Below are 19,169 nucleotides of genomic sequence, written 5' to 3'. Positions count from 1 at the left end.
TTGGGTTTCAGAGGTTCTCGAGCCAGGCGCGGACGGCGCCGGCGGTGGTCGTGGCGTGGTTTTCCATCATCGACCAGTGGTTGCCGGGGACGTCCACGCCGACGTGGTCCGGCGTCCAGGTCGGCCGCCAGGCATCGCCTTCGCCTTCTTCCCCGCTCACCGACTGGAGGGATTCGGTGGCGCGCACGAACAACGTCGGCACGGCGGTGTCCACCGGCGTCCAGTCGGCGAACACGCGGAAGTAGCAGCCCATGCCGGTCAGCCGGAGGTCGTCGATGCCGCCGACCGCTTCCTCGCGGTCCTGGGCGCTGGTGACGAAGGTGCTCTTGAACCGGTCGATCTGCCCGCTCTGCGGCACGTAGGTGTCCATCAGCACGATGCCTTCCGGCGGCGAGCCGAGCTGCTCCAGGTGCGTGGCGACGGCGTGCGCCAGCCAGCCGCCGGAGGAGTGCCCGAGCAGCACGAACGGCGTGCCGCCCGCGGCGTTCCAGACCAGCTCGGCCTGCAGTTCGACGGTCGCTTCGACGGTCGAAGGCAGCAGTTCGCCGGGCCGGAACCCGGGCGCGGGGATCATGGTCAGCTCCCGCTCGCCGCGGAACCCGGCGGCGAACCGCGCGTACTGCTGGGCCCCGGTGATCGCGACCGGCGCGGCGAAGCAGAGCACGGCGGGGGTCGTGTCGCCGCGAGCCAGGCGGACCGGCTCCGGCAGCTGCTTCAGGTCGTCGAGGCGGTCGAACGACGGGCGCAGCCGCGAGGCCGCCTTGATGAACTCGACGGCTTCGGCGATCTTGCCCTCGTCGCAGGCCTTCCGGTAAAGGAGCTGGATCGAGCCGGTCTCCTCCTCCGGTGCAATGTCCTCAGTGGACGCTGCCTGCTCCGTGGGAACGAGTTCACCGCTGAGGAACTCGACGAGCGCGTCCGGCGTGGGGTGGTCGAAGACCAGCGTGGCCGGCAGGCGCAGGCCGGTGAGCCCGATCAGCCGGTTGCGCAGCTCGACGGCGGTGAGCGAGTCGAAGCCCATTTCGGGGAAGCCGACCCCGGCCGGGATGGCGTCCGGCCCGGCGAACCCGAGGACACCGGCCACCTGCGTCAGGACGACGTCCCGGAGCGTGTCCCCGGTGATCGGGACGGCTTCCGCCGCGGCGGCCTGGCGGACGGCGGGCCGGACGAGCCCCCGCAGCAGCGGCGGCACGCCCCCGGTCCCGAACTGCCGCCGGAGCGCGGCGACGTCGAGGTGCATCGGGACCAGGACGGCCTCTTGCGTGGCGCGGGCGGTGTCGAAGAGCCGCAGGCCTTCGTCGGAGGAGAGCGGCCGCAGCCCGGCGCGGCTCACCTTGTCGCGGCCTTCGGCGCCGAGCTGGCGGGTGAGGTCGCTGGCTTCGTCCCAGAGGCCCCAGGCCAGGGACTTCGCCGGGAGCCCCTGGGCCTGCCGGTGCGTGGCGAGGGCGTCGAGGTAGGCGTTGGCGGCCGCGTACCCGGCCTGGCCCGCGTTCCCGAGGATGCCGGCGGCGGAGGAGAACAGGACGAAATCGGTGAGGTCGTGGGTCAGCTCGTGGAGGTTCCTGGCCGCGTCGGCCTTGGGCCGCAGCACGGTGCTGAGCCGTTCGGGGGTGAGGCCGTCGAGCAGCCCGTCGTCGAGGACACCGGCGGCGTGGACGACGGTCCGGAGCGGGAACTCCGCCGGGATGTCGTCGAGGACCGCGGCGAGGGCGTCCCGGTCGGCGGCGTCGCACTCGGCGACGGTCACCCGTGCCCCGGTCGCCGTCAGGTCCGCGACCAGCTGCCCGGCTCGTCCGGCGGCCCGGCGGCTGGTGAGCACGATGTGCCCGGCCCCCGCCTCGGCGACGTGCCGCGCGATCAGGCTGCCGAGCAGACCGGTACCGCCGGTGATGAGCACGGTCCCGGCCGGGTCGAAGCCGTCCGCTTCGCCGTCCTCGACCGGCAGGCGGGCCAGGCGCGGTGCGAGTACCTGCCCGTCCCGCACCGCGACCTGGGGTTCCTCGCCCGCCGCGAGCCGGTCCAGCAGCTCGCGCGGGGTGTCCGCTTCGGCGTCGATCAGCACGAACCGGCCCGGCTGCTCGGTCTGCGCGGAGCGGACCAGGCCCCACACCGCGGCCGCCGCCAGGTCCGGGACGTCCTCGCCCGGCCGGGCCGCCACCGCGCCGCGCGTGACGATCGCGAGCCGGGCAGGCTCCTGCTGGAGGCGGGCCAGCGTCGCCGCCGTGACCTCGTGCACGTCGCCCGCCGGGACCTCGAACAGCTCCGCGGGCCCGGCCGGCCCCGGCGAGCCGACGGGGGTCCACCGCACGTGGAACAGCGGGTCGCGGCCCGTGGTCACCGTCGAGACCGGGCGCGTCGCCAGCGAACCGATCGTCGCCACCGGGGCGCCGGCCGGGTCGGCGAGGTCGAGGTGCCCGTCCGGGGCCAGCCGGACGCGGACCGCCGACGCGCCCACCGCGTGCAGCACGACGTCCGTCCACGCGAACGGCATCCGCGCGCCACCCTCACCGTCGCCCGCGACCATGCCGGCGTGCAAGGCCGCGTCGAGCAGCGCCGGGTGCAGGCCGTAGCCGCCGGCGTCCTCGATCGCGACCTCGGCGAAGACCTCCTCGCCCCGGCGCCAGACCGCGCGCAGCCCTTGGAACGCCGGGCCGTAACCAAAGCCGCGTTCGGCCAGCGCCGGGTACGCGCCTTCCAGTTCGACGGCGGTGGCGCCCGGCGGCGGCCACTCGGTCAGGGAAAGTCCCGACGTCAAGCTGGTGCCGAGGACACCGGAAGCGTTGCGCTGCCACGGGTCCTCGGAGCCCGCCGGTCGCGAGTGGACGGTCACCTCGCCGGAAGCGCCGACCACCACCTGCACCTGGATCCCGCCTGCCGGGGGCAGCACGATCGGCGCCTCCAGGGTCAGCTCGTCCAGCACCGGACGCCCGGCGTGCGCGCCCGCCTGCAACGCCAGCTCGACCAGCGCCGTGCCGGGGAGCAGGACCGTCCCGAGCAGGCTGTGGTCGGCCAGCCACGGGTGCGTGCGCAGCGAGACCACCCCCGTGCACACCAGCCCGCCGGACTCCGGCAAGGGGACGACCGCGCCGAGCAGCGGGTGATCCGCCGTCGCCAGACCGGCCGCGCTGACGTCACCGGCACCCGCCGGCGATTCGAGCCAGTAGCGGTCGCGCTGGAACGCGTAGGTGGGCAGGTCGACGCGGCGGCCGCCGTCGAGTGCCGCGGTCCAGTCGACGCGCACGCCCCGCACCCACGCCTCGGCGACCGACGTCAGCAACCGCGTGGGGCCGCCGTCTTCGCGCCGCAGGGTGCCGACGGCGACGACCGCCCGCTCCGCCGTCTCCTCGATCGCCATGGTGAGCACGGGGTGCGGGCTGCACTCGACGAAGACGCCGTACCCGTCGGCCAGCAGTTTCCTGGTGGCACCCGCGAAGTCGACGGTCTCGCGCAGGTTCCGGGCCCAGTAGGCCGCGTCCAGCGTGCCGGTGTCGAGGAATTCGCCGGTGACGGTCGAGCAGAACGGGACGTCCGCGGTCCGCGGGGTGATCGGCGCCAGCACCTCCAGCAGCCGGTCGTGGATGCGGTCGACGTGCGCGGAGTGCGACGCGTAGTCGACGGGGATCAGCTTGGCGCGGACGTCGTCGGCCGCGCAGCCCGCGACGAATTCGGCCAGCAGGCCCGCGTCCCCGGACACCACGACCGAGGACGGGCCGTTGACCGCCGCGAGCGACAGTTCGCCACCCCAGTCGGCCAGCCGCTTGGCGGCCGCTTCGGCGGACAACGCCACCGACGCCATCCCGCCGTCACCCCCGAGCGCCAGGATCTCCTTGCTGCGCAACGCGACCACCCGGGCACCGTCCTCGAGGGACAGCGCACCCGCGACGACGGCGGCGGCGATCTCGCCCTGCGAGTGCCCCACGACGGCGGCCGGCTCGACCCCGTGCGCCCGCCACACCGCGGCCAGCGAGACCAGCACGGCGAACAGCACCGGCTGGACGACGTCGACGCGGTCGAGGTCGCGGTTCTCGCGCAGCACGTCGACGACGGAGAAGTCCACAAAGGACGAAAGGGCGGCCGCGCACTCGCTCAGCCGCTCGGCGAAGACCGGCGACGAGTCCAGCAGCTCGACCGCCATCCCCGGCCACTGCGAGCCCTGGCCGGGGAAGACGAACACGACCTTCCCGGGCCGGCTCGCGATCCCGCTCACCACCCCCGCACCTTCAAGCCCGGCGGCGAAGTCCCCGGCCTCCCGCCCGAGCACGACCGCCCGGTGCTCGAAGCTCGCCCGCGTAGTCACCAGCGACCACCCGACGTCCAGGGGCTCCCCCGCCACTCCGGCGAGTGCCTCGGCCTGCCCCCGCAGCGCGGCCGCACTCCGCCCGGACAACACCCACGGCACCAAGCGCCCCAAGGCGGCCTTGGTTGCGTCTGGCGCACCCAATGTGGCGTTCGGTGCTCCATCCATGCCCCCACCGCCACCCTCAACCGAGGCGCTCCGCGCCGCAGCGTCATTCAACGCAACCAACGCCACATTGGGGCGCTCTGGCGACTCCAAGATCACGTGGGCGTTGGTGCCGCTGACGCCGAACGACGAGACCGCCGCGCGGCGCGGGCGGCCGGTCTCCGGCCAGGGACGGGACTCGGTGAGCAGCTCGACCGCCCCGGACGCCCAGTCCACGTGCGGCGACGGTTCGTCGACGTGCAGGGTCGCCGGCAGCACGCCGTGCTTCATGGCCTGGACCATCTTGATCACGCCCGCGACGCCCGCCGCGGCCTGTGTGTGCCCGATGTTCGACTTGACGCTGCCCAGCCACAACGGCTCCGAACGCTCCTGCCCGTACGTCGCCAGCAACGCCTGCGCCTCGATCGGGTCACCCAGGGAAGTTCCGGTTCCGTGCGCCTCCACGGCGTCTACATCGGACGGTCGCAGCCGCGCGGCCGCCAGTGCCGCGCGGATCACGCGCTGCTGGGCCGGGCCGTTCGGTGCGGTGAGGCCATTGGACGCGCCATCCTGGTTGACCGCGGTCCCGCGGACCACGGCCAGCACCGGGTGCCCGAGCCGCCGAGCGTCCGAAAGCCGTTCCACCAGCAGCATTCCCGCGCCTTCGGCCCAGCCGGTGCCGTCGGCGGACGCGGCGAAGGACTTGCACCGCCCGTTGCCCGACAACCCGCCCTGGCGGCTGAACTCGAGGAACGCGGTCGGCGTGAACATCACCGTCACCCCGCCGACCAGCGCCATCGTGCACTCCCCCGAGCGCAGGGACTGCGCGGCCAGGTGCAGCGCCACCAGCGACGACGAGCACGCCGTGTCGATCGTGACCGCGGGCCCTTCCAGCCCGAACGTGTAGGCCACGCGCCCCGAAGCGACGCTGCCCGCGCTGCCGTTGCCGAGGTAGCCCGCCAGGTCGTCCGGCACGGCGGTGAGCCGCGAGACGTAGTCGTGGTACATCAGCCCGGCGAACACGCCGGTCCGGCTGCCCTTGACCGAGCCGGGGTCGATGCCGGCGCGCTCGAAGGACTCCCACGCCGTCTCCAGCAGCAGCCGGTGCTGCGGGTCGATGGCCATGGCCTCGCGGGGCGAGATGCCGAAGAACTCCGGGTCGAAGCGGTCGGCGTCGTAGAGGAACCCGCCTTCGGGCACGAAATCGGTCTCGGGCAGGTCCCAGCCGCGGTCGGTGGGGAAGCCCGAAACACCGTCCCGGCCTTCGGCCACGAGGTCCCAGAACTCCTCCGGCGAGCCGGCGCCGCCGGGGTAGCGGCAGCTCATGCCGATGATGGCCAGCGGCTCGTCCGCCGGGACGGCCGCCGTCACCGGAGCGACCGGCACGGAGGCGCCACCCAGCTCGGTGACCAGGTGCTCGACCAGCGCGGCCGGGCTCGGGTAGTCGAAGATCAGCGTCGCGGGCAGCCGCAAGCCGGTCGCGCCGCCGAGGCGGTTGCGCAGCTCGACCGCGGTCAGCGAGTCGAAGCCGAGGTCCTTGAACGCGCCGTCGAGGTCGACCGCGGCCGTCGAGCCGTGCCCGAGCACGGCCGCGACGTGCGTGCTGACGACGTCGGCGAGGACCTCCCGCCGTTCCGGCTCGGCCAGCCCGGCCAGCCGCTGCGCGAGCCCGGCGTCGACGGCCTCGCCCGCCCGGCGCAGCGGCGTCCGGACGAGTCCGCGCAGCAGCCACGGCAGCATCCCGGACGCGGCCTGCCTGCCGAGCACGGCGAGGTCCAGCCGGCTCAGCAGCTGCACCGGCGCGGCCGAAGCCAGCGCCGCGTCGAACAGCGCCAGGCCATCCACTGTGGACAGCGGGATCATGCCGCCGCGGCTCATCCGGCGCAGGTCGGCGTCGGCGAGGTCCGCGGCCATGCCCTGGGCCCATGCACCCCACGCCATCGCGGTGCCCGGCAGGCCCGCCGCCCGGCGCCGGGTCATCAGCGCGTCGAGGAAGGCGTTGGCCGCGGCGTAGTTGCCCTGGCCCGCCCCGCCCATGACGCCCGCGGCGGAGGAGAACACCACGAACGCGGCCAGCGGCCGGTCCGCGGTCAGCTCGTGCAACGCCCACGCGGCGTCCACCTTGGGCCGGAACACGGTCTCGAACCGTTCCGCCGTCAGGGATTCCACGACGCCGTCGTCGAGCACGCCCGCCGCGTGCACGACCGCGCACAGGTCGGGGATGTCCGCCAGCACGGCGGAAAGCGCGTCCCGGTCGGCGACGTCGCACGCGACGACGACGGCCTCGGCCCCCAGCGCGGCCAGGTCCGAGACCAGCTCGGCGGCGCCCGGGGTGTCCGGCCCGCGACGGCCGGTCAGCACCACCCGGCGCACGCCCTGCCCGGCCAGGTGCCGGGCGGTCAGCGCGCCGACGCTGCCGAGCCCGCCGGTGATCAGCACGGTGCCGCCGAGGGCGGGGGTGTCCCCATCGGACGCGGGCGGGCGGACCAGCCGCAGCATCCGGAGTTCGCCGTCGCGCAGGGAAAGCTGGGGCTCACCGGTGGCGGCGGCCGCGGCGAGGACGTCGTCGGCCAGTTCGCCGGTGTCGAGGTCGAGCAGCACGAACCGGCCCGGGTTCTCCGACTGGGCGGCCCGCACGAGTCCCCACGCGGCGGCCGCGGCGAGGTCGGGCGCCTCGGCGACCGCGCCCCGCGTCACGAGCACGAGCCGGGCGTCCGAGGAGCCCGCGAGCCAGTCCTGCAGCAGCTTCAAGGTCGCGGCAGTCACTTCACGGACCTGGGCCGGCACCGAACCCGTGCCGGCCGGAACCTGGACGACCTCGATCGGACCGGAGAAGTCCCCGGCCGGCGCGACCGGCCAGTCCACGGTGAACAGTGCGTCCCGCAGGCTGCGGGTGGTGTCCAGGCCGTCGGCCGACACCGGCCGCGAGACCAGGGAACCGATGGTGGCGACCGGCTTCCCGGCCGGGTCGGCCAGCGTCACCGACACCGCGCCGGTGCCCGCCGGGACCAGCCGCACGCGGACCTCGGCGGCTCCCGCGGCGAAGAGCGAGACGTCGGTCCACGCGAACGGCAGCCGTCCTTCCGGCGCCGCGTCCGGCGTGGCCAGGCCCGCCGCGTGCAGGGTCGCGTCCAGCAGCGCCGGGTGCACGCCGTAGCGTTCGGCGCCGTACTCGGCATCGATCGCGACTTCGGCGAACACCTCTTCACCGCGGCGCCAGGCCGCGCGCAGCCCGCGGAATGCCGGTCCATAGTGGAATCCCGCGGTCTCGACGGCGTCGTAGATCCCCTCCACGGCAACGGGTTCGGCACCCGGCGGCGGCCACTCGCTCAGGTCCGGACCCGGCGTGGCCGTCCCCGGCGCCAGGAACCCGGTGGCGTGCCGCACCCACGGTTCGTCGAAGGCGGCGCCGTCCGGGCGCGAGTGCAGGGCGACGCTCCGGCGGCCCCCGGCGGCCGGCGCGCCGACCGAAAGCTGGACTTGGACGCCGTCGTCGCCGAGGACGAGCGGCGCTTCCAGCGTCAGTTCCTCGACGCGCTCGCAGCCTGCCTGCTCCCCCGCGCGCAACGCCAGTTCCAGCATCGCCGTGCCCGGCAGCAGCACCGTGCCGAGCACGGCGTGGTCGGCGAGCCACGGGTGCGCCCGCCGGGACAGCACGCCGGTGAACAGGAACCCGTCGCCGCCGGCGAGTGACACCGCGGCCCCGAGCAGCGGGTGTTCGGTCGCCCCCAGGCCGACCGAAGCCACGTCACCGGCGGTTTCCTTCGCTTCCAGCCAATAGCGGTCGCGCTGGAAGGCGTACGTCGGCAGCGGGATCCGCCGCGCGCCGGTGCCCTCGAACATCGCGGCCCAGTCCGATTCGCGGCCGCGTGTGTGCAGCCGGGCGACCGCGGCCGCGAAGGTCAGCGGTTCCGGCCGCTCGGGCCGCAGGGTGGCGACGGCTTCCCCGGGTACGAGCGCCGCCAGCCGGCCGCCCGGCCCGACCTCGACGTACGTCGTCACGCCGGAGTCGTGCAGTGCGGCGACGCCGTCGGCGAACCGGACCGTGGCCAGCACGTGCGCGACCCAGTAATCCGGGTCGGCGAACTCGTCGGCGATCGGCTTCCCGGTCACCGTCGAGACGATGGGGATCGACGGCGCCCCGAAGGCGAGCCCGGCGATCGCGGCCCGGAACTCCGCCGTCATCGGCGCCATCAGCGGCGAGTGGAACGCGTGGCTGGTCGCGAGTTCGCGGGTCTTGCGGCCCTTCTCCGCCCACGCCGCGGCGACGGCCGTGACGGCCTCGGCCGGGCCGGAGAGCACCACCGCGCCGGGCCCGTTGACCGCGCCGATCGCGACGTCGTCGGGCAGCGTCGGGGCGATCTCGCCCTCGGCCGCCTCGACCGCGACCATCACGCCGCCCGCGGGCAGCGCCTGCATCAGCCGGCCGCGCGCGGTGACGAGCGCGGCCGCGTCGGCCAGCGAAAGCACGCCGGAGACGTGCGCGGCCGCGATCTCGCCGATCGAGTGCCCGAGCAGGAAGTCCGGCCGCACGCCCCAGGCTTCGAGGAGCCGGAACAGCGCGACCTCGACGGCGAACAGCGCGGGCTGGGTGAACTCGGTGTCGTCCAGGCGATCGCCGTCGAACACCGCGGCCCGGACGCCCGGGTCCACTTGGGACAGCGCGGCGTCGAGCGCGGCGGCGAACACCGGGTACGCCCGGTACAGCTCGGTGGCCATGCCCGCGTACTGGGCGCCCTGCCCGGAGAAGAGGAACGCGGTCTTGCCCGGCGCCGCGGTGCCGGTGACGGCGGTGGGCTTGCCCGCGGCGAGATCGGCCAGCCCGGCCAGGAGTTCCTCGCGGTCGCGGCCGAGCACGACGGCCCGGTGCGGGTGCCGCGCGCGGGTCGTGGTGGTGAACGCGGCGTCCACGAGGGACACCTCGCCGAGGTGGCCCGAAAGCGCTTGCGCCTGGGCGGCGAGCGCGTCCGGGGTCCGGGCCGAGAGCAGCAGCGGCAGCACCGGCGGCGCGGTCCGTTCGCCGCTGTCGGTCTCTTCCGGCAGCTCCAGCACCACGTGCGTGTTGGTGCCGCTGACCCCGAACGACGACACGCCCGCGCGCCGCGGCCGCCCGGTCTCCGGCCACGGCCGCGCCTCGGTGAGCAGCTCGACGGCGCCCGCGGTCCAGTCGACCCGCGGGTTCGGCTCGTCGACGTGCAGTGTCTTCGGCAGCACGCCGTGCCGCATCGCCTGCACCATCTTGATCACGCCGCCGACCCCGGCCGCGGCCTGGCTGTGCCCGATGTTGGACTTCAGCGACCCCAGGTAGAGGGGCTCCGCGCGGTCCTGGCCGTAGGTGGCGAGCACCGCCTGCGCCTCGATCGGGTCGCCGAGCACGGTGCCGGTGCCGTGCGCTTCCACGGCGTCCACTTCGGACGGCGAGAGGCCGGCGGCGGCCAGCGCGTCGAGGATCACCCGCTGCTGGGCCGGGCCGTTGGGCGCGGTGAGCCCGTTGGACGCGCCGTCCTGGTTGACCGCGGTCCCCCGGACCACGGCGAGCACGGGGTGGCCGAGGCGCCGCGCGTCGGACAGCCGTTCGACCAGCAGCATCCCGGCGCCCTCGCCCCAGCTGGTGCCGTCGGCGGAGGCGGCGAAGGACTTGCAACGCCCGTCCGGGGCGAGTCCTCGGGCGCGGCTGAACTCGATGAACGCGGTCGGGGTGGACATCACGGTGACGCCGCCGGCCAGCGCCAGCGAGCACTCGCCGCGGCGCAGCGCGGTCGCGGCCAGGTGCAGCGCCACCAGCGACGACGAGCACGCCGTGTCGATGGTGAGCGCGGGGCCCTCCAGCCCGAACGTGTAGGCGACGCGGCCGGACGCGATGCTGCCCGCGCTGCCGTTGCCGATGAACCCTTCGAAGCCGTCGGGCACCGGCTGCAGCCGGGCGGCGTAGTCGTTGTACATCACGCCGGCGAACACGCTCGTCTTGCTGCCGCGCAGCGACGCCGGGGCCAGCCCGGCCGACTCGATCGCCTCCCAGGACAGCTCCAGCAGCAGCCGCTGCTGCGGGTCCATCGCGAGGGCGTCCCGGGGCGAGATGCCGAAGAACGCCGGGTCGAAGTCCGCGGCCCCGCGCAGGAAACCGCTTTCGGTCACGTAGTACGTGCCGGGCTGGTCGGGGTCCGGGGAGTAGAGCTTCCCCAGGTCCCAGCCGCGGTCGTCGGGGAACGGCCCGATGCCCTCCCGGCCGGAGTCGACCAGGTCCCACAGCCCGTCGGGGTCGGCGACACCGCCGGGGTAGCGGCAGCTCATCCCGACGATGGCGATCGGTTCCCTGGCCTGTGCTTCGAGCTCGGCCAGCTGCGAGCGCGTCGCGCCGAGCCGCTGCCGGGCCTGCTGCAGGTCGGCCGTGGCCCGCTTCAGGTAGTCGCGGAGGGTGTCTTCGTTCGCCATTCCGGGCGTCTCCTCGGTGGATCGTGGGGTCGGCGGGCGGCCGCTAGCGAACTTCGAAGTCCTGGTCGATCAGGGCGAACAGCTCCTCGTCCGTCGCGGTGTCGAGGCGTTCGCCCTCCTCCGCACCGGTCCGCGGGTAGAGGGTGGCAAGCAGCACTTCCAAACGGGTTCTAAGCGCCATCCGCGTCGCTTCCGCCGGTTCGGCGGCGGCGAGACCCGCTTCGAGCTGGGCCAACGCGGTGAGCGCCGGATCGGCCGCGCCGGCTTCCCCCGGGCCCAGTTCCGCGAGGAGGAAGCCGGTGAGAACCCGCGGGTCCGGGTAGTCGAAGATCAGCGTCGCGGGCAGCCGGAGGCCGGTCGCGGCGGCCAGGTTGTTGCGCAGCTCGACGGCGCTGAGCGAGTCGAAGCCGAAGTCGCCGAACCCGCGTTCCGGGTCGACGGCGTCCGCGGACGCGTGCCCGAGCACGGCCGCGACCTGCGCCCGCACCAGGTCGAGCAGAACGGCTTCCTGCTCCTCGGCCGGCACCTCGGCCAGCCGCGCGGCCAGCGCCCCTTCCGCCGGCGCGGCCGACGGACGGCGAGCGCCGCGGATGAGCCCGCGGAACAGCGGCGGCACCGGGCCGCCGCCGATCCGCTGCCGCATCGCCGCGAGGTCCAGCTCCATCGGGAGCAGCATCGGCTCGCCCAGTGCGAGGGCGGTGTCGAACAGTGCGAGCGCGTCCGCCGTGGCCAGCGCGCCGAAACCGCCCCGGTTCATCCGGCGCTTGTCGACGTCGGTGAGCTCGCCGAGCAGGCCGCTCGACTGCTCCCACAGGCCCCAGGCCAGCGACGTCGCGGGCAGGCCGCGCGCGTGCCGGTGCCGGGCCAGCGCGTCCAGGACGGCGTTGGCGGCGGCGTAGTTGGCCTGCCCGGCGTTGCCGAGCGTGCTCGCCGCGGAGGAGAACAGCACGAACGCGGCCAGGTCGAGGTGCTCGGTCAGCTCGTGCAGGTGCCAGGCGGCGTCCGCCTTGGGCCGCAGCACGGTCGCGAACCGCTCCGGGGTCAGCGAGGCCAGGACGCCGTCGTCGAGGACGCCGGCGGTGTGCACGACCGCGGTCAGCGGGTGCTCCGCGGGGATATCGGCCAGGAGTGCTTTCAGGGCTTCACGATCGGCGGCGTCGCACGCCACCACCGTTGCCCGCGCTCCCAAGGTGTCCAATTCGGACACCAGGTCGGCGATACCGGGTGTGTCCGGTCCGCGACGGCCCGCGAGCACCAGGTGCCGGACGCCCTTCGCGGCGAGGTGCCGGGCGAGGAGGCCGCCGAGGGTGCCGGTGCCTCCGGTGATGAGCACGGTCCCGTCGGGATCCCACCCGGGTGCGGTCCCTTCGGCGGCCGGGACGCGCGCGAGCCGGGGCGCGAACGTTTCGCCGTCCCGCAGGCGCACCTGCGGCTCGCCGCCGGCGAGGGCGGCGAGGATGGCGCGGCCGTCGAGGTCGCCGTCGAGGTCCAGGAGCGTGAAGCGGTCCGGGTTTTCGGCTTGGGCGGTGCGCACGAGACCCCACGCCGCGGCGAGGGCGACGTCCTCGTCCGCACCCCGGGTCACGAAGACCAGCCGGCCGGTGGCCGGGTTCTGCACGGTCTGCAGCACTTCGGCCGTGACGCGGTGGACGTCGTCGCCGGTGACCGGCACGAACGTGAAGTCCGCCGGCTCGTCGCCGGTCTTCACGATCGTGCCGGCGCTGCGCAGCGCCGCGGCCAGTGCGGGGTCGCCGAGGACCGCGCAGGTCGCCGCGGGCACGGCCCCGGTGGCGGCGGGCGCCCAGTCGAGGCGGAACAGCGACCGGTGGTACTCGGCCCGCGCTTCGATGCCCGCCGCGGAGATCGCCCGCAGCAGCAGGGATTCCGCCGAGGCGACCGGGCGGCCCTGTACGTCGGCGACGGTCAGGCTGATCGTGTCCGGCCCGGCCGGGGCCAGCCGCACCCGCAGGCTCGCCGCCCCGGACGTCCGCAGCGCCACGCCGTTCCACGAGAACGGCAGGTGCCCCTGCCCCTTCGCGGTGACGAAGTCGCCGAGCCCGACGGCGTGCAGTGCGGCGTCGAGCAACGCCGGGTGCAGCCCGAACCGGCCGGCGGACTCCTGCTGCCCGTCCGGCAGGGTGACTTCGGCGTAGACGGCGCCGTCGAGCGACCAAGCCGCGCGCAGGCCCTGGAACGCCGGGCCGTAGCCGAAGCCGTTGTCCTGCAAGCCGTCGTAGAGCCCGGTGACGTCGATTTCCGTGGCGCCCTCGGGTGGCCAGGTGCTCAGGCGGCCCGGTGCGGGCGCCTCGGGCGCGAGGGTGCCGGTGGCGTGCAGCTGCCACGCCTGGTCGTCGTCGCCGGTGGCCGAGTGCACGGTGATCGGCCGCTTGCCGTCGTCGCCGGCGGCGCCGACGGCGACCTGGATCCGGGCCGCGCCCTTGGGCGGCAGGATCAGCGGCGCGGCGAGGGTGAGCTCCTCGATCGCCGCGCACCCCACCTCGTCGGCGGCGCGCAGCGCGAGTTCGACGAACGCGGTACCGGGCAGCAGCACGGTGCCCTGCACGGCGTGGTCGGCCAGCCACGGGTGCGTCTTGACCGACAGCGAACCGGTGAGCACGCACCCACCGGTGCCGGGCAGCTCGACGGCCGCCCCCAGCAACGGGTGATCCGCGGCGGCCAGCCCGGCGGCGGTGACGTCCCCCGCGTTCCAGGACGGCTCGACCCAGAACCGGTCGCGCCGGAACGCCTGCGTCGGCAGATCGGCCTTCCGCCCGGCCGGGAGCACCCGCGTCCAGTCGGGACTCACCCCGCGGACGTGCAGCCGGGCGACGGCGGTCAGTGTGGTCCGCACCTCGTCGTGCCCGTTGCGCAGCACCGGGATGGCGTCATCGACCATCGCGCTCAGCACCGCGTCCGGCCCGATCTCGACGAAGGTCCGCGCGTTCGTGGCGGCGACCGCGTCGGCGAACCGCACACACTCCCTCACCTGGCGGACCCAGTAGTCCGAACCACCTTCCACAGTGGACACCCACGGAATCACCGGCTCAGCGAAGGTGAGCCCCTCGATCGCCGCGGCGAACTCGGCCAGCATCGGCTCCATCAACGCCGAATGGAACGCATGACTCGTGTTGAGCCGCTTGGTCTTCGCGAACTTCGCCGCGTACTCGGTCACCGCAGCTTCTTCACCGGACAGCACGACCGAGTCCGGCCCGTTCACCGCAGCCAGCGAAACACCAGCCGGGAGCTCGATGTCCTTTTCGGACGCCTGCACCGCGATCATCACGCCACCCTCGGGCAGCGCCTGCATCAGCCGCCCCCTGCTGGCGACGAGCGTGGCCGCGTCTTCCAGGCTCAGCACCCCGGCGACGTGGGCCGCCGCGATCTCGCCCACCGAATGCCCCACCACGACGTCCGGCCGGAGGCCCCACGACTCCAGCAGCCGGAACAGCGCGACTTCCACCGCGAAGATGCCCTGCTGGGCCAGATCCGTGTCGGCCGCGCCGGAGAGTTCCTTCACCCGCGGGTCCAGGAACGCGCAAGCCGCGTCGAACGCCGCCGCGTACACCGGGAACGTCTCGTACAACTCCCGGCCCATCCCCTCCCGCTGCGAACCCTGGCCGGTGAAGAGGAACGCGACTCCGCCGCTGACCGGCGTGCCCTGCACGACGGACCGGTGTGCCCGCCCCTCGGCCAGCGCACCGAGCCCTTCGAGCAGCTCGTCCCGATCCGCGGCCACGACCGCGGCCCGCTGCTCCAGCGCCGCCCGCCCGGTCGCCAAGGTCCAGGCGACATCCACCAGCGGCAACTCGGCCGCCACACGAAGCTTCGCGGCCTGCGCCCGCAGCCCCTCGCCATCCCGCCCGGACAGCACGAACGGCCCCAAGCGCCCCAATGTGGCGTTGGGTGCGTTGGACGCACCCAATGCCACATTGGGGCGCTCCTCCAGGATCACGTGGGCGTTGGTGCCGCTGACCCCGAACGACGACACCCCCGCCCGCCGGACGCGGTCGGAGACGGGCCACGGCCGGGCCTCGGTGAGCAGCTCGACCGACCCGGCCGTCCAGTCCACGTGCGGGGACGGCTCGTCGACGTGCAGCGTCGGCGGCAGCACGCCGTGCCGCATCGCCTGGACCACCTTGATCACGCCCGCGACGCCCGCCGCAGCCTGGGTGTGGCCGATGTTCGACTTGAGCGAGCCCAGCAGGAGCGGCTCCGGGCGATCCTGGCCGTAAGTCGCCAGCACGGCCTGCGCCTCGATCGGGTCGCCGAGCACGGTGCCGGTGCCGTGCGCCTCGACGACGTCCACATCGGACGGTGCCAGTCGCGCGGAAGCCAGTGCGGCCCGGATGACCCGCTGCTGCGCGGGCCCGTTCGGCGCGGTGAGACCGTTCGAAGCGCCGTCCTGGTTCACCGCGGATCCGCGCACCACGGCGAGGACTTCGTGACCGAGCCGCAGGGCGTCCGAGAGCCGCTCGACCAGCAGCACGCCGGCGCCTTCCGACCAGCCGACGCCGTCGGCGGCCGCCGCGAAGGACTTGCAGCGGCCGTCCGGGGCGAGCCCGCGCTGCCGGCTGAACTCGATGAACCCGGCCGGGGTGGACATCACGGTCACCCCGCCGGCCAGCGCCATCGAGCACTCGCCCGAACGCAGTGCCTGCGCGGCCAGGTGCAGTGCCACCAGCGACGACGAGCACGCCGTGTCCACGGTGAGCGCGGGCCCCTCGAAGCCGAAGGTGTAGGCGATCCGGCCGGAGACGACGCTCGACGCGGTGCCGGTGCCGACGTACCCCTCGGCCTCGGCCGGGATGGTGGCCAGCAGCGAGCTGTAGTCCTGCGCCGAAGTCCCGGCGAACACGCCGACCTTCGCGCCGCGCAACGCCGTCGCGTCGACGCCGGCGTGCTCGAACGCCTCCCAGGACGCTTCCAGCAGCAGCCGCTGCTGCGGGTCCATGGCCAGCGCCTCGCGCGGCGAGATGCCGAAGAACGCGGCGTCGAACTCGGCGGCGCCGTCGACGAACCCGCCTTCGATCGAGTACGTGGTGCCCGGCCGGGACAGGTCCGGGTCGAAGATCGCGTCGACGTCCCAGCCGCGGTCGGCGGGGAACGGCGAGATGGCGTCGGTGCCGTCGGCGACCAGCCGCCACAGGTCGTCGGCCGAGGCGATCCCGCCCGGGTAGCGGCAGCTCATGCCGATGATGGCGATCGGTTCGTCGTGCGCCACCACGGTTTCCGCGGTCGCGACCGCTTCGCCGTCGAGGAACGCGGCCAGCGCCGACGGCGTCGGGTGGTCGAAGACGAGCGTGGCGGGCAACTCGCGGCCGAGCGCCGTGGCCAGGAGCGTCCGCAGCTCGACGGCGGTGAGCGAGTCGAAGCCCAGCTCCTTGAACGGCCGGTCCGCGCGGATCTCGTCGGCGGACCCGTGGCCGAGCACGACCGCGGCCTGCCCGCGGACCAGGTCGGTCAGCACCCGGATCCGTTCGTGCGCCGGGGCGCCGGTCAGCCGGGCCGCCAATGCCCCGGTGGGCGGTTCCGGTTTCGCGGCGAGCTCGATGAACCCGCCGGTCGAGGTGGCCTCCAGCCAGTAGCGCGTCCGCTGGAACGGATAAGTCGGCAAGTCGACACGGTGGGTGCCACTGCCCGCGAAATAGGCACGCCAGTCCGGGGTGACGCCCCGCGTGTGGAGCCGGGCGAGCGCGGCGACGACCGAGCGCGCCTCGGGCCGCCCGGCGCGCAGGACCGCGACGGCGGCCGCGTCCCCGGGCAGGCAGTCCTGGGCCAGCGCGCTGAGCACGCCGTCCGGGCCGAGCTCGAGGAACGTCCGCACGCCCTCGGCGTGCAGCGCCGTGACGCCGTCAGCGAAGCGGACGGTCTCGCGGACGTGCCGCACCCAGTAGTCCGGGCTGGTCAGCAGGCCCGGCGTGGCGAGCGCGCCGGTCACGTCGGAGACCAGCGGGAGCCGCGGCTCGCGGAGCGCGATTCCGTTGATGGCGGCGCGGAAATCGGCCAGCATCGGGTCCATCAGCGCGGAGTGGAAGGCGTGGCTCGTGGTGAGGGCCTTCGCCTTCCCGAACCCGGCGGCGACTTCGGCGACGGCGTCGGCCGCGCCGGAGAGCACCACCGACCGCGGGCCGTTGACCGCGGCGATCGACACGCCCTCGCGCAGGGCCGCGCGGACGTCTTCCTCGCTCGCGCGGACCGCGACCATGGCCCCGCCGGCCGGCAGCGCCTGCATCAGCCGCCCGCGTGCGGTGACGAGCGTCTGCGCGTCGGCCAGGGAAAACACCCCGGCGATGTGGGCCGCGGCGATCTCGCCGATCGAGTGCCCGAGCAGGTGGGCCGGGCGGACGCCCCACGACTCGACGAGCCGGTACAGCGCCACCTCGACGGCGAACAGCGCGGCCTGCGCGTACTCGGTGCGGTCGAGGTCCGCGCCGCCGTCGAGCACCAGTTCGCGCACGCGGGGGTCGAAGCCCGCGCAGACCTCGTCGAACGCCGCCGCGTACACCGGGTACGTCCGGTGCAGCTCCCGGCCCATCCCGGCGCGCTGGGAACCCTGACCGGAGAACAGGAACGCGACTTCACCCGCGGCGACGGCGTCCCGCACCACGTCCGCGGCCGGCTCCCCGGCGACGAGCGCACGCAACCCCGCGTCGAGGTCCCCGAGCACGACCGCCCGCTCGCCGAAGTGCGCCCGGGTGGTCGCCAGCGACGCGGCCAGGTCGACCGGGTCCGCGTCGACGTCCAGCAGCCGCGCGGCTTGGGCGCGCAACGCGGCATCAGTCCGTCCGGAAAGGACGAACGGGAGAACCTCGGGCGCTGCAACGGGTTCCGAGACTTCCTCGTCCGGCGCCTCTTCCAGGATGACGTGCGTGTTCGTGCCGCTGACGCCGAACGACGACACGCCGGCCCGGCGCGGGCGGCCGGTCTCCGGCCACTCCTGCGCCTCGGTGAGCAGCTCGACCGCGCCCGCGGCCCAGTCGACGTGCGGCGTCGGCTCGTCGACGTGCAACGTCTTCGGCAGCACGCCGTGCCGCATGGCTTCGACCATCTTGATCACGCCGCCGACGCCGGCCGCGGCCTGCGTGTGGCCGACGTTCGACTTGAACGAGCCGAGCAGCAACGGCCGGTCGGCGGGCCGCTCGGCACCGTAGGTGGCCAGCACGGCCTGCGCCTCGATCGGGTCGCCGAGCACGGTGCCGGTGCCGTGGGCTTCCACGGCGTCGACGAGGTCGGACGTCAGTGCGGCGTCGGCGAGCGCGGCGCGGATGACGCGCTGCTGCGCGGGCCCGTTCGGCGCGGACAGGCCGCTGCTGGCACCGTCCTGGTTGACGGCGGTGCCGCGGACCACCGCGAGCACGGGGTGCCCGAGCCGCCGCGCGTCGGAAAGCCGTTCCACCAGGAGCATTCCGACGCCCTCGGCCCACGCGGTCCCGTCCGCGGCGCCGGCGAACGACTTGCAGCGGCCGTCCGGCGCGAGGCCGCGCTGGCGGCTGAACTCGATGAACCCGGCCGGCGTCACGATCATCGTGACCCCGCCCGCCAGTGCCATCGTGGTCTCGCCGCGGCGCAGGGACTGGACGGCGAGGTGCAACGCGATCAGCGAAGACGAGCACGCGGTGTCGACCGTGATGGCCGGGCCCTCGAAGCCGAAGGTGTAGGCCACCCGCCCGGACGCGACGCTGCCCGCGTTGCCGCTGCCGAGGTAGCCCTCGACGATCTCGGGCACGGACGTCAGGCGCGCGGCGTAGTCCTGGTACATCACGCCGGCGTAGACGCCGATCTTGTGCCCGCGCACGGAAGCCGGGTCGATGCCCGCGCGTTCGAAGGCCTCCCACGACGTCTCCAGCAGCAGCCGGTGCTGCGGGTCCATCGCGAGCGCCTCGCGCGGGCTGATGTCGAAGAAGCCCGGGTCGAAGTCGGCCGGGGCGGTCATGAAGCCGCCTTCGCGCACGTACGACTTGCCGGGCGTCTCGGGGTCGGGGTCGTAGACGTCCTCGGCGGTCCAGCCGCGGTCGTCCGGGAACGCCGAGATGGCGTCGGTGCCGTCGGCGACCAGCCGCCACAGCTCGTCGGGCGAGGTGACCCCGCCGGGGTACCGGCAGCTCATCCCGACGATCGCGATCGGCTCGCGGTCGCGTTCCTCGAGTTCGTGCACCCGCCCGCGGGCCTCGCGCAGGTCCTTGGCGGCCTGCTTGAGGTAATCGCGCAGCTTCTGTTCGTTCGACATCCGATGGCTCCAGGCGTGAGTGGTCGTGAGTGGCAAGTCGGGTTCTAACCCGACTTGCCACTCACGACC

The 19,169-nt window shown here is 74.4% G+C and carries 2 protein-coding genes; both read right to left on the bottom strand.

The genetic code is table 11. The features are described 5' to 3' along the window. Positions 1–7 precede the first annotated feature (7 nt). Positions 8–10,873 carry an SDR family NAD(P)-dependent oxidoreductase gene (locus SD460_RS16430; RefSeq protein ID WP_318306328.1) on the bottom strand — a complete coding sequence of 3,622 codons (10,866 nt, stop codon included), beginning with the start codon at positions 10,871–10,873 and terminating at the stop codon, positions 8–10. A 43-nt stretch (positions 10,874–10,916) separates the two neighbouring features. Next, positions 10,917–19,136, bottom strand: coding sequence for a type I polyketide synthase (locus SD460_RS16425; protein WP_438860828.1), 8,220 nt, complete (start codon positions 19,134–19,136; stop codon positions 10,917–10,919). Positions 19,137–19,169 lie beyond the last annotated feature (33 nt).

Origin of the sequence: Amycolatopsis solani, assembly GCF_033441515.1 — a bacterium.
GTDB lineage: Bacteria > Actinomycetota > Actinomycetes > Mycobacteriales > Pseudonocardiaceae > Amycolatopsis > Amycolatopsis solani.
This window is presented reverse-complemented; position numbering and strand designations above follow the sequence as displayed.

Excerpts from the sequence above, each read along its gene's own strand:
- SD460_RS16430 (WP_318306328.1), bottom strand. The coding sequence starts at position 10,873 with ATGGCGAACGAAGACACCCTCCGCGACTACCTGAAGCGGGCCACGGCC.